At 40.6% G+C, this 20,547-nt stretch carries 18 protein-coding genes; all 18 read left to right on the top strand.

Going from position 1 to position 20,547, the window contains the following annotated elements; genetic code table 11:
- The first annotated feature begins 26 nt into the window (after positions 1-26).
- The 18 genes from rsmH to sigG all read left to right on the top strand — a co-directional run bounded on the left by rsmH (position 27) and on the right by sigG (position 20,258).
- A complete protein-coding gene (gene rsmH, locus ACQKFO_RS07160) occupies positions 27-962 on the top strand; it encodes a 16S rRNA (cytosine(1402)-N(4))-methyltransferase RsmH (RefSeq protein ID WP_427597627.1) in 936 nt (311 codons plus the stop codon).
- A 25-nt stretch (positions 963-987) separates the two neighbouring features.
- A complete protein-coding gene (gene ftsL / locus ACQKFO_RS07155) occupies positions 988-1,356 on the top strand; it encodes a cell division protein FtsL (RefSeq protein WP_427597626.1) in 369 nt (122 codons plus the stop codon).
- A complete protein-coding gene (locus tag ACQKFO_RS07150; RefSeq protein ID WP_427597625.1) occupies positions 1,356-3,557 on the top strand; it encodes a penicillin-binding protein in 2,202 nt (733 codons plus the stop codon). The genes ftsL and ACQKFO_RS07150 overlap by 1 nt, the downstream gene beginning before the upstream one ends.
- A 233-nt stretch (positions 3,558-3,790) precedes the next feature.
- The gene (locus ACQKFO_RS07145; RefSeq protein WP_427597624.1) at positions 3,791-5,707 is read left to right on the top strand and encodes a stage V sporulation protein D; all 1,917 of its coding nucleotides are present in this window, start codon (positions 3,791-3,793) and stop codon (positions 5,705-5,707) included.
- 223 nt (positions 5,708-5,930) lie between these two features.
- The gene (locus ACQKFO_RS07140; protein ID WP_427597623.1) at positions 5,931-7,391 is read left to right on the top strand and encodes a UDP-N-acetylmuramoyl-L-alanyl-D-glutamate--2,6-diaminopimelate ligase; all 1,461 of its coding nucleotides are present in this window, start codon (positions 5,931-5,933) and stop codon (positions 7,389-7,391) included.
- Between the two features lie 2 nt (positions 7,392-7,393).
- On the top strand, positions 7,394-7,804 hold the full coding sequence (locus ACQKFO_RS07135) for a hypothetical protein (protein ID WP_427597621.1): 411 nt from the start codon (positions 7,394-7,396) through the stop codon (positions 7,802-7,804).
- Between the two features lie 2 nt (positions 7,805-7,806).
- Positions 7,807-8,781 (top strand): phospho-N-acetylmuramoyl-pentapeptide-transferase, encoded by a 975-nt coding sequence (gene mraY, locus ACQKFO_RS07130; RefSeq protein WP_427597816.1) that lies wholly within the window; start codon positions 7,807-7,809, stop codon positions 8,779-8,781.
- Positions 8,782-10,131, top strand: a complete 1,350-nt coding sequence (gene murD, locus ACQKFO_RS07125) for a UDP-N-acetylmuramoyl-L-alanine--D-glutamate ligase (RefSeq protein ID WP_427597620.1) — start codon at positions 8,782-8,784, stop codon at positions 10,129-10,131.
- Positions 10,132-10,243: 112 nt separating this feature from the next.
- Entirely contained in the window at positions 10,244-11,344 is a 1,101-nt protein-coding gene (gene spoVE, locus ACQKFO_RS07120; RefSeq protein WP_427597619.1) for a stage V sporulation protein E, read from the top strand.
- A gap of 662 nt (positions 11,345-12,006) precedes the next feature.
- On the top strand, positions 12,007-12,792 hold the full coding sequence (locus ACQKFO_RS07115) for a cell division protein FtsQ/DivIB (RefSeq protein WP_427597618.1): 786 nt from the start codon (positions 12,007-12,009) through the stop codon (positions 12,790-12,792).
- Positions 12,776-13,477 carry a DUF881 domain-containing protein gene (locus ACQKFO_RS07110; RefSeq protein ID WP_427597815.1) on the top strand — a complete coding sequence of 234 codons (702 nt, stop codon included), beginning with the start codon at positions 12,776-12,778 and terminating at the stop codon, positions 13,475-13,477. The genes ACQKFO_RS07115 and ACQKFO_RS07110 overlap by 17 nt, the downstream gene beginning before the upstream one ends.
- A gap of 72 nt (positions 13,478-13,549) precedes the next feature.
- Positions 13,550-14,278: a DUF881 domain-containing protein gene (locus ACQKFO_RS07105; RefSeq protein WP_427597617.1), complete on the top strand. Its 729-nt coding sequence runs from the start codon at positions 13,550-13,552 to the stop codon at positions 14,276-14,278.
- 1 nt (position 14,279) lies between these two features.
- Entirely contained in the window at positions 14,280-14,642 is a 363-nt protein-coding gene (locus tag ACQKFO_RS07100; protein WP_113968298.1) for a small basic family protein, read from the top strand.
- A 116-nt stretch (positions 14,643-14,758) separates the two neighbouring features.
- On the top strand, positions 14,759-16,057 hold the full coding sequence (ftsA, locus tag ACQKFO_RS07095; protein WP_148968668.1) for a cell division protein FtsA: 1,299 nt from the start codon (positions 14,759-14,761) through the stop codon (positions 16,055-16,057).
- A gap of 41 nt (positions 16,058-16,098) precedes the next feature.
- The gene (gene ftsZ / locus ACQKFO_RS07090; protein ID WP_427597615.1) at positions 16,099-17,265 is read left to right on the top strand and encodes a cell division protein FtsZ; all 1,167 of its coding nucleotides are present in this window, start codon (positions 16,099-16,101) and stop codon (positions 17,263-17,265) included.
- A 314-nt stretch (positions 17,266-17,579) separates the two neighbouring features.
- The gene (gene spoIIGA / locus ACQKFO_RS07085) at positions 17,580-18,506 is read left to right on the top strand and encodes a sigma-E processing peptidase SpoIIGA (RefSeq protein WP_427597614.1); all 927 of its coding nucleotides are present in this window, start codon (positions 17,580-17,582) and stop codon (positions 18,504-18,506) included.
- A gap of 53 nt (positions 18,507-18,559) precedes the next feature.
- Positions 18,560-19,279 (top strand): RNA polymerase sporulation sigma factor SigE, encoded by a 720-nt coding sequence (gene sigE, locus ACQKFO_RS07080; RefSeq protein WP_113968294.1) that lies wholly within the window; start codon positions 18,560-18,562, stop codon positions 19,277-19,279.
- 202 nt (positions 19,280-19,481) lie between these two features.
- Positions 19,482-20,258, top strand: coding sequence for an RNA polymerase sporulation sigma factor SigG (sigG, locus tag ACQKFO_RS07075; RefSeq protein ID WP_113968293.1), 777 nt, complete (start codon positions 19,482-19,484; stop codon positions 20,256-20,258).
- Positions 20,259-20,547: the final 289 nt, after the last annotated feature.

Here is a 20,547-nt window from a genome sequence, read left to right as displayed (position 1 = left end):
CGTTCGATTGGAAAGGTGAATACAACATGTTTAAGCATACAACTGTATTATTAAAAGAAACGGTGGATGGTCTGAATATTAAAGAAGATGGAGTTTATGTAGATTGTACTCTGGGTGGAGCAGGGCATAGCGAGTATCTTGTGAGCCAATTATCACCTGAGGGGCATCTGTACTGCTTCGACCAGGATGAAACAGCCATCAACCACGCAAAAGAAAAGCTTTCATCCTACCAGGATAGAGTTACATTCGTTCAATCTAATTTCCGAAATCTTAAGGAAGAACTTGAACAACTTGGAGTACATAGTGTGGATGGGATATTATACGACCTGGGTGTGTCATCGCCTCAACTGGATACTCCGGAAAGAGGTTTCAGTTATCACCATGATGCTCCACTCGACATGAGAATGGACTTGCAAGGTGAAGTAACTGCTTATGATGTGGTTAATCATTGGTCGTTTGAAGATTTGGTTCGGATATTTTATCGATATGGAGAAGAAAAGTTCTCTAAGCAAATCGCGAGAAAAATTGAAGCGGCACGTGATTTGAAGGCGATTGAAACAACGGGTGAACTTGTAGAGCTCATTAAGGATGGTATCCCTGCACCTGCAAGACGAAAAGGCGGTCATCCTGCTAAGAGAGTCTTCCAAGCCATACGAATTGCCGTCAATGACGAACTGGGAGCCTTTGAAGATTCACTTGAACAAGCGATAGAGCTTCTTCATAAGGGAGGAAGGGTTAGCGTTATTACTTTCCATTCCCTGGAAGACCGGATTTGCAAAACGATGTTTAAGGAAAAGGCATCAGGACCTGACCTGCCTCCGGGACTGCCGATTATTCCTGAAGGTTATGAAGCAGAACTGAAGCTTGTAACGAGAAAACCGATCCTGCCTAGTGATGACGAATTAGAAGAGAATAATCGCGCTAGGTCAGCTAAATTAAGAATCGCAGAAAAAAATATATAAATAGAAGGAAACAGGAGGGAGAATTTTGAGTAACTTAGCCAGAAAGTACGAGCAGCAAAAAGTTGAGAAAACCAATCAATCCGTTCAAGCGAAGCCGAAGCGCCTTAGAGAAGAGAGAAGATCTGTCATCACACCGGGGGAAAAAATCCTTGTAGCCATTTTCGCAGCGGTATTTTGCTTTTTAGCCGTTCAGATTGTGACTACACAGGCAGCCATCTATGATGTGAATAAAGATGTCCAGCACGTTGAATCAACCATTGAGAAGCAGGAAAAGGCCAATAATGATCTTAAACTTCAAGTTAGTGAGCTTAGTACGTATGAGCGCATTCTTGAAAAAGCGAAAGAGCTTGGACTTAATTTGAAAGAAAAGAACGTTAAGGTTGTTGAACAATAATGAAAAAAAGACCAAGCATGAACATAGGGGCAGCCATCCTATTCGGGATTTTCGGCTTGCTCTTTTTTGTATTAATGGTTCGCTTTGTCACGATTCAGGTCACCGGGGAAGCTGAAGGTAAGGTCCTGGCATCACAAGCGGCAAAAAAATATATAAAAAGTCACATTTTAGAAGCTCACAGGGGTACAATTTTTGACGGGAAAGGTGAAGTCATTGCCGAGGATACTTCAGCCTATACTCTCGTGGCCATTTTAGATCCGAGCATCACAAGTGATCCGAAGAAGCCCAAGCATGTGACAGATCCGGAGAAAACAGCGAAGGCTCTGGCTCCATATCTTGATTTAAAAGAGAGCGAAATATATGACCGTCTCAATCAGGACGGGCCCTATCAGGTGGAATTTGGATCTGCTGGTAGAGACCTGTCTCATCAAATGATGCTCGAGATTAAAGAAGAAAACATACCTGGAATCACATTCAGGAAGGAAGCAAAGCGATTTTATCCTAATGGCTCCTTCGCACCTCATCTGATTGGTTTTGCACAAAAAACCACTGCGGATAACGGTGATTCCAAAACAGTAGGGAAAATGGGTGTGGAAGCTAGCTTTGATGATGTGTTAAGTGGCAAGGACGGCTCGGTGGAATATAAGAGTGATGTTTGGGGATATTTATTGCCAAATGCAGATGAGCATGTAACATCACCACAAGATGGAAATGATATTTACCTAACCATCGACAAGAAAGTTCAAACGTTCTTAGAAGAAGCAATGAATGAAGTGCAAAAGAAATATAAACCAAAGAAAATGTTTGCGATCGTATCAGATCCAAAAACAGGAAAGATATTAGCGATGTCACAAAGACCTACTTTTCACCCTGATACGAGAGAAGGTTTACTTGACAATTGGACAAACTTCATTGTAGAGGAAACAATTGAGCCAGGTTCGACTATGAAAGCTTTTTCATTGGCTGCGGCTGTAAATGAAGGGAAGTTTAACCCAAATGAAGCGTATGAATCTGGTAAATATTATGTTGATAATGTTCCTAACCCTATCAGGGACCATAATGGTGGAGAAGGCTGGGGAACGATTTCTTATTTAGAAGGGGTTCAAAGGTCTTCTAATGTGGCATTTGCGAATTTATTGGACAAAATAGGGTTTAAAAAATTCGAAGGGTATTTAAATAGTTTCGGATTTGGTGAACCAACAGGTGTGGGATTACCACATGAAGCTTCTGGATCTATCCTTTATCATTACCCAATTGAAAAATACACCACGATTTTTGGGCAAGGTACAACCGTTACCCCGCTTCAAATGATTCAAGCGGAGTCTGCAATTGCGAACGACGGAAAAATGATGCAGCCCTATGTTATCTCAAAGGTTGTAGATCCAAATACGAAGAAAGTGGTTGAAGAAACAAAACCAAAAGTTGCTGGAAATCCGATTACGAAAGAGTCGGCTGAAAAAGTACGGGAATACTTAGAATCAACTGTAACTTCTGAGGAAGGCACAGGGACCCGTTTTGCTATCGAAGGCTATCGCGTTGCAGGTAAATCAGGCACTGCGCAAATCCCTGATCCTGAAACAGGAAGGTATATGTACGGGAAAGAAAAGTATCTATTTTCCTTCATGGGTATGGCACCGGCTGATGACCCTCAGTTAATCGTCTATGTGGGTATTCAACAACCCGAATTAGAACCGACTGAAATCGGTTCGGATCCTGTAGCAGCTGTTTTCAATCCTGTCATGCAAAATAGCTTGAAGTACTTAAATATTAAACCTCAGGAAAAAGTGAGTTTAAAAAAACGATCGCTTCCTGATACAAAAGAAATGACTGTGGAAGAAGCTAGAAAAGAGCTGGAAAAAGCAGGTGCTTCACCTGTTGTTGTTGGAAATGGATCGATTGTTGTCAAGCAGCTACCCCAAGCTGGCAGTACGATTCTTGAAGGTGAAAGAGTTGTAATCAAAACCGATGGAGACATCACGATTCCAGATATGAAGGGATGGTCTGTAAGGGATGTCTTCAAAGTGGCAAATCTTGCAGGTCTGAAGATCAATATGGTTGGAAATGGCTATGCGGTCAGTCAAAATATTCAACCGGGGGTTCCTGTGGAAAAAGAAGAGCCTTTAGTGGTTAATTTTAGTACTCCGGAAGAACAAGTACAGCAAGATGAAGATGAGGATACGGAAGAACCACCACTGAACTAAATAAACAGGGCTGACTTATGTATGTGAATCACTCGAGAGCACCTGAATCGATTTCTTTTGAAACTGATTTAGGTATGAGTGCCATTCACATCGAAGTCGCCCTTTTCTTATGGAACCAATCGATTAAATTGACGTGAATGATAACGCCTTCCTCATCCTTTCATGGATTTCGAACATACCCAAATAAGTCCAAGCATATAATGGAACGAGCCATAGAAGGGGAGGTTCCATTAGTGAAAAGAGTATCCAATGTAACGGTAAGGAAAAGGTTAGCAGTAGCGCTTGTAGTAGGAGTCCTGATTTTCTCCATTATTGATATAAGGCTGGGGTATGTTCAGTTTTTTAAAGGGGACTGGCTTACAGGTTTAGCAAAGGATTCCTGGAGTCGAAATATTCCATTTCAACCGGAGAGAGGGAAAATAGTAGACCGGAATGGGGTAGAACTAGCTGGAAATCAAAGTGCCCCGACGATTTTTGTCGTTCCGAGACAAATCACTGATCCCAAAGGGACGGCGGATAAACTGGCAGCTGTTCTTAATATTTCAGTAGAATCTGCATATAAATATGTTACACAGAGAGACAGTATGGTGTTGATTAAAGAAGCGAGAAAGATTTCATATGAAAAAGCGAAAGAGGTCAGGGACCTGAATTTAAAAGGGGTTTACTTAGGCGAAGATTCTAAACGTTATTATCCATACGGCAGTTATTTATCCCATGTGCTTGGCTTCGCGGGAATTGATAATCAGGGCTTGATGGGACTTGAACTTTCATATGATGAGGAACTGAGTGGGGATAAAGGTTATGTGAAATTTTTCTCTGACGCAAAAGGGAAGCGAATGCCTGATATGGCAGATGACTTCGAAAAACCGGAAAACGGCCTGGATTTAAAGCTTACGATTGATAGTAAAGTCCAAACCATCGTGGAGCGTGAATTGGATATTGCTCAAGCGACTTACAACCCCGATGGAATCATCGCCATTGCCATGAACCCTAAAAATGGCGAGATATTGGCGATGTCAAGCAGGCCGACTTTTGACCCGGCGAATTTCCGGAATGTACCCCAGGAAATCTATAACCGGAATCTACCGATTTGGAGTACCTATGAACCGGGTTCAACGTTTAAGATCATTACTCTTGCTGCAGCGCTCGAGGAAAATAAGGTGGATCTTTATAAAGAAAAATTCCATGATCCAGGTCATGTTGAAGTTGCAGGATCCACCCTTCATTGTTGGAAGCGGGGAGGACATGGAACCCAAACATTTTTGGAAGTGGTCCAAAATTCATGTAACCCGGGATTTGTCGAGTTAGGTGAGAGATTAGGGAAAGAAAAACTATTCAGCTATATTCATGACTTTGGTTTTGGACAAAAGACAGGCATTGATCTTCAAGGAGAGGGGAAAGGGATTCTCTTTAATCTTGACCGAGTCGGTCCTGTAGAACAAGCTACCACCGCCTTCGGCCAGGGGGTTGCTGTCACGCCGATTCAACAGGTAGCGGCTGTATCAGCAGCCGTCAATGGAGGAATCCTGTATCAACCGTATATAGCTAAGGAATTGATTGACCCATCAACTGGAGAAGTGGTGATGAGAAAGACACCTCAAATGAAGAAGAGGGTCATTTCAGAAGAAACATCAAAACAGATCCGAGAAGCATTGGAAAGTGTTGTAGCAAAAGGGAGCGGAAAGAAAGCTTTTGTAGATGGTTATCGGGTGGGCGGGAAAACGGGAACTGCTCAAAAAGCAAAGGATGGTAAATACTTAGAAAACAATCACATCGTTTCCTTTATGGGTATAGCGCCTGCGGATGACCCTGAAATTGTCGTGTACGTGGCTGTAGATAATCCGAAAGGTACGATTCAATTCGGTGGAGTCGTAGCAGCCCCTATTGGAGGTAGTATCATTGGCGATAGTTTAGAAGCAATGGGAGTACCGAAACGTAAAGGTCAAATTGAGAAAGAGATGACGTGGACCGACATTCCATTGATTGAAACCCCTGACTTAGTTGGATTAACGAAAAAAGAGTTACAGGAGCAATTAGTAAATCTTAGTCTGGATGTAAGTGGAAGTGGAGACAAAGTGGTTAGTCAATCTCCTGATCCCGGAGTGAAGATCAAGCAAGGCTCAAAAGTGAGGGTGTATCTTTCAGAATGACTTAAGGGTAGAAAGTCAACATGATTGTGTATTTGTGATATACTTTTTATTTATGCCAGGGGCTTTATATCCGTAAGGGGGAGTCCCGTTTTTCTTTAATTAATGTGGCAGATTGCCATTTTTTCATAATCATAACGAACTAAGTTAAAAGGTTTATAGCTTTCATACGCATTTTTTTGTAAAATAAAAAAAGGTTGCTTTCTACCTGTGAGGAGTTGAAAAGATGAGATTGCACACTTTGCTGGAAGTACTGCCGTTTTTCTCAGTAGAGGGTGAAGGGAATCCAGCTATTTCAAACATCGCTAACCACCATAAAAAAGTGAAAAATGGTGATCTATTTATCTGTATTAACGGATTAGAGGTTGATAGCCATACACTCGCCCCACTGGCTGAGAAGAACGGTGCAGCTGCGATCCTCGCTGAGAGGAGCATAGAAGCAAACGTGCCTGTTATTATCGTTCCGGATACGAAGAAAGCAATGGCGATTCTTGCCGATTACTTTTATAAGCAGCCATCCCACCAGCTTTTGTTGATAGGGGTGACAGGCACAAATGGGAAAACCACGACCACCCATCTGATTGATCAGGTGCTTACACAATGTGGAATGAAAACCGGTTTAATCGGTACAATGCACATAAAAGTGGGGGATGAGTTACAAGTAAGTCATAATACGACTCCTGACAGCTTAACGCTCCAACAAACGTTTAAACAGTTTTGTGATAAAGGGGTACGAAGTGCGATCATGGAAGTCTCTTCACATGCGTTGCATCAGGGCCGGGTTCACGGCTGTGACTATGATATTGCCGTGTTCACAAACCTGACTCAGGATCATCTGGATTATCATAAGTCCATGGACGATTACCGAAATGCAAAAGGCTTATTGTTTTCCCAATTAGGGAATACTTATTTTAAGAAATCTCCTAAATACGCCATCATTAATAAAGACGATGAAGCAGCTGATTTTTTTATCAGAGCAACGGCCGCACATGTATTTACATATGGTCTGTCTCCTTCTGCTGACTTCTATGCCAGAGATATTGTCCTGAAAGCAACAGAGTCCGCTTTTACTCTTGTTTCACCATTTGGTGAACGAGAGATGGTATTAAAATTTGCGGGGCAATTTAATGTATATAACGCTTTGGCTGCGATTGCAACAGCTAGTGCAGCAGGTATACCCATCGAGGACAGTGTAAGAAGCCTGGAGAGGGCACATGGAGTAAGGGGACGGTTTGAAACAATATCTGAAGGCCAGCCCTTCTCGGTTATCGTGGATTATGCACACACTCCAGATGGTCTGAAAAATGTATTAGAAACCATACAGTCGATTACCAAGGGAAACGTTATTGTGGTGGTCGGGTGTGGAGGAGACCGTGATAAGATTAAACGGCCAATAATGGCAGAGATTGCCTGTGAATATGGGGACTTTGCTATCTTCACCTCTGATAATCCAAGAACGGAGGATCCTGATGATATTCTCAAGGATATGGAATCTGGAGTGGTCGGCAAACAGTATCAATTGATAGTTGATCGAAAAGAAGCAATTAAAAAGGCTTTGAGCCTTGCCAAACCTGACGATATTGTCCTGATCGCGGGGAAAGGTCATGAAACCTATCAAATTATAGGAAACAATGTATACGATTTCGATGACCGCCAAGTGGCCAGACAGATCATAAAGGGGATGTAAGAATGCTCTTTTATGATGATGTAAAGAAATTATTTCCTGAAACATCTGGAATACATCTACCAGGCTTGGCGTTTCTAGTAGTTTCAAATTCAACTAAAATGGGAATGGAGAAGGGACTATATGTCCCTTTTGGTGGTGAAATAAACCTTTTAGAAAGTATTGATTTAGGAGCGATTGCATCACTTTGGCCTAAGAATAAAAAAGTACCTTCATTTGTTCCAAACCACTTTCCATTATTTATGGTTGAAGATGTTTATAAAGCTTACATTGACTTACTAGAGAATTACACACAAAATTACAATCAAGAAAAGTGGGAAATTATGACGAAGTTTATTTTTAACAGCGAATCTGAACGAAATCAAACAACAGACGTAACATTGAACGATTCCAATAACGGAAAGGGAGGGGAATAATGATGATGGAACAAGTGATTTTCTTTACAATCATTATGGCATTTCTCATAACAGTATTGCTTGCCCCCGTTTTCATCCCTTTCTTGAGAAGATTGAAGTTTGGGCAGAGTATCCGTGATGAAGGCCCTAAGTCTCATCAAAAAAAGACAGGCACACCTACAATGGGTGGAATTGTGTTCCTACTCTCCATCGTGATTACTACATTTGTAATGACTGGTAAATATTCAGAGCCTGGTCCTGAAACTTATTTAATGATCCTTGTGACGGTCGGTTTTGGGTTGCTAGGCTTCCTTGATGACTTTATTAAAGTTGTAATGAAGAGGAACTTAGGGCTCACATCCAAGCAAAAGCTATTAGGTCAGATTGTCATTTCAGTCATTTTTTATCTCATCTTTAAGCAAAGTGACTTTCCGACTACAGTATCGATCCCATTAACGGATTTTTCATTTGAATTAGGTTGGTTTTATTGTTTATTCATTATTTTTTGGCTTGTAGGATTTTCAAATGCTGTCAATATAACGGATGGTTTAGACGGATTGGTATCAGGAACGAGCGCCATTGCTTTTGGTGCACTAGCTGTATTAGCCTGGAATCAATCCCAGTATGATGTCGCGATCTTCGGAGTGGCAGTAGTCGGGGCGGTGCTCGGATTCTTAGTATTCAATGCACATCCTGCTAAAGTATTTATGGGAGATACAGGGTCATTAGCATTAGGTGGAGCGATCGCGACGATTGCCATTTTGACCAAATTGGAAATCATCTTAATTCTTATTGGTGGGGTATTTGTCATCGAGACACTATCCGTCATTCTCCAGGTAGCATCATTTAAGACAACAGGGAAGCGAATATTTAAAATGAGCCCATTGCACCACCACTATGAGTTAGTCGGTTGGTCTGAGTGGCGTGTTGTTGTAACGTTTTGGACTGTCGGTTTACTATTTGCCGTTTTAGGAATCTATATTGAGGTGTGGTTATAATTGAAGAAGATAACGAAGTTCAAACATAAAAAAGTTCTAGTATTAGGTTTGGCAAAAAGTGGGGTAAGTGCTGCCTCTCTTCTACATAAGTTAGAAGCATTCGTAACGGTGAACGATCAAAAGCCATTAGCTGAAAACCCGGAAGCCCAGGGGCTTCTTCAGGAAGGTATTAAAGTGATATGCGGAAGTCATCCCATCGAACTTCTTGATGAAGGTTTTCAGTATGTGATAAAGAATCCTGGAATACCCTATCACAACCCATTAATCAAGAAAGCAATTGAAAAGAACATACCCGTTTTGACAGAAGTTGAGCTTGCTTATTTAATTTCTGAGGCAGAATTGATTGGGATTACAGGGACAAATGGAAAAACCACGACGACGACACTTCTGTTTGAAATGCTTGAAGAGGCCGGCCAAAAGCCTCTTATTGCAGGAAATATCGGAACGGTCGCTTCTGAAGTAGCCCAGGAAGCGAAGGGAAATGAAAAAATGGTAGTTGAGCTCTCCTCTTTCCAGCTGATGGGTATTGAAGAATTCGCTCCTCATATTGCCATCATAACGAATTTATATGATGCACATCTGGATTATCATGGAAACCTGGATGAATATTGGAAGGCGAAATCCAATATTACGAAAAATCAAACAGAACATGATTATCTCATCTTAAATGCTGATCAAGAGCATGTTATAGATTCAGTCTCCTTTACAAAAGCGCAATTGATTCCATTTTCAACGAAGAAAGTAGTAGCGGAAGGGGCCTATATTAAAAACGGGGCAGTCTATTTCAAAGATGAGTTGATCGTCGAAGTGGATTCAATTGTATTACCGGGTGCACATAACCTTGAGAATATCCTTTGTGCGATTGCGGCGTGTAAACTCTATGGAGTGTCGAATGAAAGTATTAAGAAAGTCCTTGGCACCTTTACAGGGGTGAAGCATCGAACGCAATTTGTCCGGGAAGTGAAGGGTGTAAAGTTTTATAATGATTCGAAAGCAACGAATAGCCTGGCAACGAAAAGCGCTCTTCATGCGTTTCGGGGTCCTACGATCCTGCTTGCTGGAGGCTTGGACCGTGGAAATGATTTCGATGACCTGATTCCATACTTGAATAATGTAAAAACGTTGATCACCTTCGGGGAAACGTCTGAGAAGTTTATGAATACAGGGGAAAAGGCAGGGATACAATCCATTATTCCTGTCGATAATGTTGAAAAGGCAGTTCCTGTTGCTTTTGAACATGCCAAAGAGGGAGATGTTGTTTTACTATCCCCGGCATGTGCAAGTTGGGATCAATATCGAACTTTTGAAGAACGTGGTGACATTTTTATTGAAGCGGTGCATAAGCTTTAATAAGGGCTTGTCCATGAAGAGCATCCGTACTTTTACAACCAGTATACCAATTCAAGATAAGTAGTTTTCTTGCTCGAACGGCTCAAAATTTGTCTATTCGAGGTGTTTAAGATTGCCTTTAAAAAAATCGACTCCCGATTTTATCCTCATTATGGTTACACTCACTTTACTTGCGATTGGACTGATTATGGTATACAGCGCAAGCGCTGTATGGGCTGACTACAAATTCGATGACTCCTTTTTCTTTGCCAAAAGGCAAGTGCTCTTTGCGGGCGTTGGGTTATTCGCTATGTTTTTCATCATGAATGTTGAGTATTGGACCTGGAAGAATTGGGCGAAAATCATCATCATCATTTGCTTCGTCCTTCTTGTACTAGTGTTAATCCCGGGTATCGGGGTTCTAAGAAATGGTTCCAGGAGCTGGATAGGAGTAGGGGCGTTTTCCATTCAGCCTTCAGAATTCATGAAACTTGCCATGATTGCGTTTCTCTCAAAGTATTTATCGGAAAACCAAAAGTATATTACTTCCTTTAGAAAAGGAGTCCTGCCTGCGCTTCTCTTAGTGTTCGCTGCTTTTGGAATGATCATGCTACAACCGGATCTGGGTACTGGTACTGTCATGGTCGGTACTTCAGTAGTGATGATCTTTATTTCAGGGGCGAGGATCATGCATTTTGTCGGTCTTGGGATGATTGGCTTAGTTGGATTCATTGGACTTGTTATATCTGCACCTTATCGCATTGCACGGATAACATCCTTTTTAGACCCATGGCAGGATCCATTGAATAGTGGCTTCCAAATTATTCAGTCCCTATATGCAATCGGCCCGGGAGGCTTGTTTGGATTGGGACTGGGACAAAGCAGGCAGAAATTCTTCTATTTGCCCGAACCCCAAAACGATTTTATTTTTGCGATTTTAGCAGAAGAGCTCGGCTTTATCGGGGGAACTCTAGTCCTGCTTCTGTTTTCATTAATTTTATGGAGAGGAATCAGAATTGCTCTGGGGGCCCCTGACTTATTCGGAAGCTTTCTGGCGTTAGGGATCGTTTCAATGATTGCGATTCAAGTGATGATCAACGTCGGGGTCGTAACCGGCCTCATGCCGGTCACGGGCATAACACTCCCCTTTCTCAGCTACGGGGGATCCTCATTGACCCTCATGCTAATGGCTGTCGGGGTGCTGCTGAATATTAGCCGCTATACGAGACGGTAAGGACTAAACAAAGAGATTGACTGTTAAACAGTTCGGAAGAAGTGAATGGTAAAAGCCTGATAGTCAGGAACTCATCATTCATGTCCTCCTCTGTTTTTATGGTCAGTCTCTTTTTGAGTTAAAGGAAAAACGCTGAAATTCCTTGTTTTTATTGAAATAACAATAGGATATTCATTGGTGAGATGTTACAATTAATTACATATACGTAATGCATTATGATCAGACCTTTTCAAAATAAAGGAGAGTTTATTACTTTTGTTAGCCAAATCTTTTACAATTCAATGACATACCTTCATTATGTGGGAATTGGTGTTTAAAATAGAGTAGGAGAGTGTAATAAATAGGATGGCTTCTTTATGAAAAGGAATGGACGTACATAAACGAAAAGTTGTTTCGACAATGTATCTTGGGATTTGCTGGGTTATTTTGATCAGTAACCTGAGAACAAACCCCTGGTTAGCCATCCTTCGACTCTACCATAATGGTTTCTCGTTCAACATTATGTCATATGGCAGAAAATAACGTTCTGTTCCTCTTTTAACATTTGCTGCCTTCATATAGAATGTAGGTATCCCAATGTAAAGAGTACTTTCATCATAAGACGTGGTGAGAATTTCTTATTCATGGCTTAATGAATACAAAGTGAAATTGAGGAGAACGAAATGAAAAAAGAAAATGTTGTTTCCCTTGAAGATCGTATTCCTAAATTAAAACAACACCGAAAAAAGAAAGCGAATCGCAGACTTTTGTTTTTACTTTCTTTGTTCTTACTCATGATTCTATCGGTGGTTTACTTTCAATCACCTTTAAGTCATGTGAATAACGTGGTGGTTCACGGGAATGAGCTTGTTTCAGATGAGGCGGTCCTTCAGAAAAGTGGAATTGACAGCGGCATGAATTTGTGGAGTGTAAACAAAGATAAAACCGTGGAAAAATTAAAGGGGCTTCCTGAAGTAAAAAATGCAACGGTAAAAATGTCTTTTCCGAATTCCTATGAAATACGCATCCAAGAGTATGATAAAAAGGCATATCTATCGAAGGATAATAAATTCTTTGTCATATTAGAGAATGGGAACGTTCTGGATAAAGGTACTGAATCAATACCTGTTGATGCCCCTTTACTCAGAGGTTTCGAGGAAGATAAGGTCTTAGTGAAAATGGTAGAAGAATTAGGGGAGCTTCCGAAAGAAGTTCAGCACCTCATATCTGAGATTAACCTGGTTCCAAAGAAAACAGATCAATATCACTTGACCCTATTCATGAATGATGGATTTGAAGTCAGTGCCACCATCCGGACCTTTTCAGAGAAAATGGTGCATTATCCCTCTATTGTCAGTCAATTGGATCCTTCAGTAAAAGGTGTCATTGATTTAGAGGTAGGTTCTTATTTCAGAGCATATGAAACGGAAGGTGAACAAAGCGATGAAGAGGATGAGGGTGAGAGGTAAGCATGTAATCCTCTCTCTTGTATGTCTGGTTTTAGGTTTCATCCTTGCTTTTTCATTTAGTCTGGCTAACACAGAACAAGCGGAACTTGGGAATCGGACGAATGGTCAGTGGAAACAGGAAGAAGCATTAAGAGATCAAATCCTTGAGTATCAGCAGAATAATAATAATCTGCAAGAAGAACTTTATGAGAAACAGGAAAAGGTCGTCAACATGGAGAAGGAATTCTCTAAAGAGAAACAAATATATTTTAACCTGGCAGAAGATGCGGAGAAGTATCGTATGTACCTGGGCAAAACGAAAGTGAAAGGGCCCGGCATAAACGTGACGTTATCAGACGCTGACTACGATTCCAATGAGGAAAACGCCAATAATTATATCGTTCATGAACACCATGTTTTTAAGGTGATCAATGAATTATACATTGCCGGGGCTTCTGTCGTAGCGATAAATGGACAAAGGCTAAAGCATGATTCATACATACTGTGTAACGGTCCCGTTATTCAAATTGATGGAATCGAATATCCTGCTCCGTTTGAAATTACTGCTATTGGAGATCCTGAAGTACTATCATCAGCTATGAATATCACGGGCGGCGTTAAAGACCAGCTTGTAAATGATAATATCATTTTCAAATTGGAAAAAAAGAATTCGGTAATTTTAGAACCAAGCATTAGTGAATCATAAGCAATCGATTATCCAAAGGATTATTCGGACTGTTACCAAGTAAGGGTTAGATGTGAAAGTAAGGTGCAATGAATGGACAACAAATTAAAAATAAGTTTTACCATTATTACGATTATTATCGGGTTTATGATTGCTATACAGTTCCAAACAGTCAAAGAACCTGTTGTCCGGGATACACGAGATATATGGGAACTACGAAATGCATTATTAAAAGAAAAAGAAGTCAATTCCAATCTCTATGCAGAACTGCGTGCAGTTGAAGCAAAGTTGGAACAATATAAGACAGAACAACAGTCGAGTCCAGAACGTGCGTTAAAACAAACGTTAGAGGAATTGAAAACAGAAGCAGGGTTGACTGAGAAAACAGGACCTGGTGTCATTTTAACGATTGAACCTGCCATGGAAGAAATCCTTCTTGGTGAAAAAGTTCAAAATATATCACCGGAACTGTTGGAAAGACTGGTAAATGAGCTGAATCGATATGATGCAATGGATATTTCCATTGATGGTCATCGCTTAATCAATACCTCTGTTATCCGTGATATTAATGGAGAAACCAAGGTGGATGGATATTCAATTGAAAAAATACCATTTGAAGTGAGAGTATTAACCAAGGACTTGGACTCTGCAAAAGGGTTGTATAACCGAATGCAGGTATCACAGTCTGTTGAGGACTTCTTTATCGATAATCTTCGAGTCTCTATTTCAAAGCCTTTAGAAAAAGTGGTGGTTCCACCATATGAAGATACCATCCGGGTCCGTTTAATGGAACCGGTGAAGGAAAGAGGAGGGAACGGGTAAAATGTGGCTTCCCCTTTTAGGGTTGCTGGTAGGGGTCGTATTGGGGCTTCTTACAGATATTAGAATTCCAGATGAGTACTCGAATTATTTATCGATCGCCGTCCTGGCAGCATTGGATACATTATTTGGCGGCATACGTGCCCACCTCCAAAATATTTATGATGATAAGGTCTTTGTTTCTGGATTCTTTTTTAATATTTTACTGGCAGCAAGTTTAGCTTTTCTAGGCGTACATCTTGGTGTAGACTTATATCTGGCGGCTGTATTTGCTTTTGGAGTGAGATTATTCCAGAACATTGCAGTGATTAGACGAATACTTATTAGCAATTGGTCAAATAATCAAGAAAAAAGAGAAAAAAATTAGAATTTTAAAAGGGAATCGTTTTTGTTACGACGAATATCATAATAAGATATACTTAGAATAGTGATATTTCTAGGGTTGTTGTTCCAAATAAACATTCTTTAAGGAGGTGCCATAGAGTGAACAGCAATGAAATTTACGTTAGCCTAGACATCGGTACATCCACAGTGAAAGTAATCATTGGTGAAATGACAAATGATTCCTTAAACATTATCGGTGTAGGAAATGTGAACTCAGAAGGAATCAGAAAAGGTTCCATCGTAGATATAGACGAAACTGTTCATACAATTAAGAAAGCAGTTGAACAAGCTGAAAGGATGGTTGGTTTATCTATAAGCCAGGTCATCGTAGGTATTACCGGCAACCATGTGTCGCTTCAATCGTGTCATGGTGTAGTGGCAGTATCAAGTGATAATCGGGAAATCGGTGATGAAGATGTTCTAAGAGTGATGGATGCAGCCCAGGTTGTTTCTATTCCTCCAGAAAGGGAAATCATCAATGTAATCCCACGACAATTCATCGTTGATGGATTGGATGAGATTACAGATCCCCGAGGTATGATTGGTGTTCGATTGGAAATGGAAGGCACCATCATTACGGGATCTAAGACGATATTACATAATACTCTCCGTTGTGTAGAAAAGGCCGGCCTTGAAATTGTCGATATCGTTCTTCAACCTCTTGCAGCTGGTTCAGTTGCTTTGTCAAAGGATGAGAAGAACCTCGGTGCTGCGTTAATCGATATTGGCGGCGGCTCTACAACAATTGCGGTTTTTGAACAAGGTCACCTTAAAGCTACAACTGTACTGCCTGTAGGGGGAGAACATATTACTAAAGATTTATCGATTGGATTAAGAACCTCTACGGACGATGCAGAGAAAATCAAAACAAAATATGGACATGCTTATTATGACCATGCATCAGAAGATGAAGTGTTCAGCGTGCCAATTATTGGCAGTGATCAACACCAGCAATTTAATCAATTAGAAATTTCTGATATCATAGAAGCAAGGCTGGAAGAGATATTAGACCTCATTAGCCATGAGCTGAAACGAATGGGAATCAGAGACCTGCCAGGTGGATACGTGTTAACTGGTGGTGTAGCAAATCTTCCAGGTGTGTTAGAATTAGCACAAATCGTTTTCCAAAATCGTGTACGGGTGGCAATTCCTGATTATATTGGAGTTAGGGAACCTCAGTATACGACTGCAGTAGGTTTGATTAAATACGCTCAAAAGAATGCTAGATTACAAGGAAGATCTGTTAGTGCAGAACCAGTGCCTGTAGAGGCTGCTGAGAAGAGACAATCGAAACCAGCTAATAAAAAGCCAAAGCCTGCGAAGGTAAAAGAAGAAGAACATGAAGATGAAAAGGCCATGTCAAAAGTGAAAAAGTTCTTTGGATACTTCTTTGAATAAATAAAGGAATCCATAGATTCGACGAGTTAGGAGGATTTGTCATGTTGGAGTTTGATACAAATTTAGATTCTTTAGCGACAATAAAAGTTATCGGTGTCGGTGGTGGAGGTAACAACGCTGTAAACCGCATGATTGAGCATGGTGTACAGGGTGTTGAATTTATCGCTGTAAATACAGATGCACAAGCTTTGAATCTATCAAAAGCTGAAATAAAAATGCAAATCGGTGGTAAATTAACCAGAGGATTAGGAGCAGGTGCCAATCCGGAAGTGGGTAAAAAAGCTGCTGAAGAAAGTAAAGAACAGATTGAAGAAGCTCTAAGAGGAGCAGATATGGTCTTCGTTACAGCTGGTATGGGTGGAGGAACCGGAACTGGTGCAGCTCCGGTAATCGCTCAAATTGCCCGAGAAATTGGAGCATTAACGGTTGGTGTTGTGACACGACCTTTCACCTTTGAAGGCAGAAAGCGTTCAAATCAAGCAAGCGGTGGTATCGCTGCCATGAAAGAAGGAGTAGATACCCTTATCGTAATTCCAAACGATCGCCTGCTAGAGATCGTAGATAAGAGCACGCCAATGCTTGAAGCATTCCGAGAAGCAGATAACGTATTAAGACAAGGTGTTCAAGGTATCTCAGATCTAATCGCAACTCCTGGTCTTATTAACCTTGACTTTGCCGACGTAAAGACAATCATGTCTAACAAAGGTTCAGCGCTTATGGGCATCGGTGCAGCTTCTGGTGAGAATCGTGCGACGGAAGCCGCCAAAAAAGCCGTTTCAAGTCCATTACTTGAGACATCCATTGATGGAGCTCAAGGTGTACTGATGAACATTACAGGTGGTACATCTTTAAGTCTATATGAAGTTCAAGAAGCTGCGGATATTGTAGCATCTGCTTCAGATCAAGAAGTAAACATGATCTTCGGTTCCGTAATTAATGAAGATTTAAAAGATGATATCGTCGTAACGGTTATTGCAACCGGATTTAATGAAGAGGTCATTCAACCTCCAAAGCAAACCCGACCAACATTTGGTGGAATGAAACCAAATCAAAGTCCAAATCCAAGCCAATCTGTAAAACGCGAACAACCTAAACGTGAAGAGCCTCAACATCAAGAGCCGGTGAGAACCTCTTCCAACCAAAACCAGGGTGCGGAAGAAACGTTGGATATCCCAACCTTCCTAAGAAACCGTAACCGCCGCCGTTAAGCAGAAAAGCGGAGGGGTTTAGTCAATATAATCAACAAGTAAATCCCCGAAGGCATTTAATGCCTTCGGGGATTTTTTTGGATTATTTTCCTCTTATCCTCCAATGAAAATCCGTTCTAAAAATCATTTTTATAGCTCGAAGCAGGAATAAATTTAGTGACATATTTCGTTCTTATCTCTGAAAAGTTTTCCTCTGAAGCATACAAAAAATGACAACCTTTTAAAGGGTATGTACGATATACTTCTGATAAGTCATTCCTATCTTGAAATTTAAAAAGCTGTAACGGGGTGAAGTTTCAAAAGGAGGGTAGAGATTGACCTTATATCTGGATGTCATCTGGTTGTTAAATCTGTTGGTAGACTTTTTCTTATTATGGTTAACAGGGATCATCTTAAAAAGACAATATGCCCTGTGGAGAATTGGACTTGGCAGTTTGATAGGATCGATCATTATTCTCCTAGCCTTTTCACCTTATGCAACTCTTATAGGAAACCCTCTTATGAAATTATTATTTTCAATTATCATGGTGTACTCAGCTTTTGGGTATAGAAGATTGCGCTATTACTTATCAAATCTTCTTATGTTCTATTTTGTTACCTTTTTTACAGGTGGGATATTAATTGGGACTCATTATTTTATAAGTTTTGACCCTGGTACAGAATCCTCCATGTTGCTTGCAAGCATCCGTGGTTTTGGAGATCCGATAAGCTGGGTATTTGTTATGCTTGCCCTTCCTCTTGCCTGGTATTTTTCTAAGAGCAGAGTGGATAGCATTGAGCAAGTGAAGATTCAGTATGATCAGCTTCTGAAAGTAAGCATAAAAATTGAAGATTTTCAATGTACCGTATACGGTCTTGTTGACAGTGGAAACCAGCTTCAAGACCCCATATCCAAAGGCCCTGTCATGATACTCTCCATCGCTGAGATAGAGGGGGGAATTCCAGAAGAAGTGAGGGCACTATGCCACGATGTAGATGAAATCTTCTCTGGAGAGAAAAATATCGACACACGCTGGTCTGACCGGATGAGAATTGTCCCCGCCCAATCGGTGGGAAGAAAAAGTCAACTTCTAGCCGCAATAAAGCCTGATTCTCTCATTCTAAAGGATCATGAATCAGAATGGGCGATCCCGAATGGACTGATTGCATTCAGAGAGGATCCGCTTTCAGCAGATGGGAATTTTCAAGCGATTGTCCATCCGAAAATGGCTTCGCGAAAGCCGGTACTTAACGTATCTTAAATCAATTATTACTACTATACTCACAATTTAAAGAAATAGAAGGGGGAGCAACAATGAAAAAATTCAAATTTAAATTCTTATACTATTGGTACAAACTGTTAATCAAACTTGGTCTGAAGACAGATGAAATTTACTACATAGGTGGTAGTGAAGCACTTCCCCCTCCATTGACGAAAGAGGAGGAAGAAGTATTACTCAATAAATTGCCTAAAGGTGATAAAGCTGCCCGCTCTCTGTTGATTGAACGAAACTTAAGGTTAGTCGTATATATCGCCAGGAAGTTTGAAAATACAGGAATTAATATTGAAGACTTGATCAGCATCGGTACGATTGGCTTGATAAAGGCAGTTAACACATTCAATCCAGAGAAAAAAATCAAATTAGCTACGTATGCTTCCAGGTGTATAGAAAATGAAATTCTTATGTATTTAAGAAGAAACAATAAAATCCGTTCTGAAGTTTCGTTTGACGAACCACTCAATATTGATTGGGACGGAAATGAATTACTATTATCGGACGTACTCGGAACAGATGAAGATATTATAACTAAAGATTTAGAAGCGACCGTAGACAAAAAACTGCTTTTTAACGCTCTTCACCAGCTTTCTGATCGTGAAAAACAAATTATGGAGCTCCGGTTTGGGCTAATGGGGGAAGAAGAAAAAACCCAAAAGGATGTAGCGGATATGCTTGGAATCTCCCAGTCCTATATCTCCCGTTTAGAAAAGAGGATTATTAAGCGTCTAAAGAAGGAATTTAATAAAATGGTATAACCTGATAAAAACTGACCTTTTCTATAGAAAAGGTCAGTTTTTTTATGTTTAAAACCATTAAAAAATTTTTTATATGAATTTATCCAGATATCTTAAGGGATTTGGAGAGTATGAACCATTACTTGCCAGAATGAAATGCATATTTTTCCTCTTCAAGGAAATACTGAACTTTGTACAGCAGCTCCTACAAGGAGGGGATAGAATGACACGTAATAAAGTCGAGATTTGTGGTGTAGATACTTCCAAATTACCAGTTCTCAAAAATGATGAAATGAGAGTACTATTCAAGCAAATGCAAGCGGGCGACATTACCGCAAGAGAAAAACTTGTAAATGGGAATTTGCGCCTCGTCTTAAGTGTAATTCAACGCTTTAATAACCGTGGTGAGTATGTTGATGATTTATTTCAAGTAGGGTGTATCGGATTAATGAAATCCATCGATAATTTTGATTTAGGTCAAAACGTTCGATTCTCTACATACGCGGTTCCGATGATCATCGGGGAGATCCGTCGATATTTAAGAGACAATAATCCAATAAGAGTGTCCCGTTCACTACGAGATATTGCGTACAAGGCTCTACAAGTAAGAGAGAAATTAATGGGGGAAACATCCAAAGAACCGACTGCAGAAGAAATTGCCAAAGTTCTTGATGTATCTCACGAGGAAATCGTATTTGCATTGGATGCCATACAAGATCCCGTATCTTTGTTTGAACCCATTTATAATGATGGGGGAGACCCAATATTTGTGATGGATCAACTAAGCGACGAAAAGAATCGCGATTTCCATTGGATTGAAGAAATTGCTCTTCAAGAAGGAATGAGACGATTAAATGATCGTGAAAAATTGATTATCAGCAAACGTTTCTTTCAAGGGAAAACTCAAATGGAAGTCGCTGACGAGATCGGCATCTCACAAGCACAAGTATCAAGACTGGAAAAAGCAGCAATCAAACAAATGAACAAAAATATTCAATAAGAAACGAAAAGCGGAAGGGCTTTGCCCAGAAGCGACAAGCATAAGGTGAACCATCCGGAAAGGCGCTCTTTGCCTTTATGGATGGTTTAACTTATGACCTCGAGCTTCTAAGCCCTGCAGCTGGACAAAGAAAAGCGGAAGGGCTTTGCCCAGAAGCGACAAGCATAAGGTGAACCATCCGGAAAGGCGCTCTCTGCCTTTATGGATGGTTTAACTTATGACCTCGAGCTTCTAAGCCCTGCAGCTGGACAAAGAAAAGCGGAAGGGCTTTGCCCAGAAGCGACAAGCA

It is taken from the genome of Rossellomorea sp. NPDC071047 (assembly GCF_050270195.1).
Taxonomy (GTDB): domain Bacteria; phylum Bacillota; class Bacilli; order Bacillales; family Bacillaceae_B; genus Rossellomorea.
This window is presented reverse-complemented; position numbering and strand designations above follow the sequence as displayed.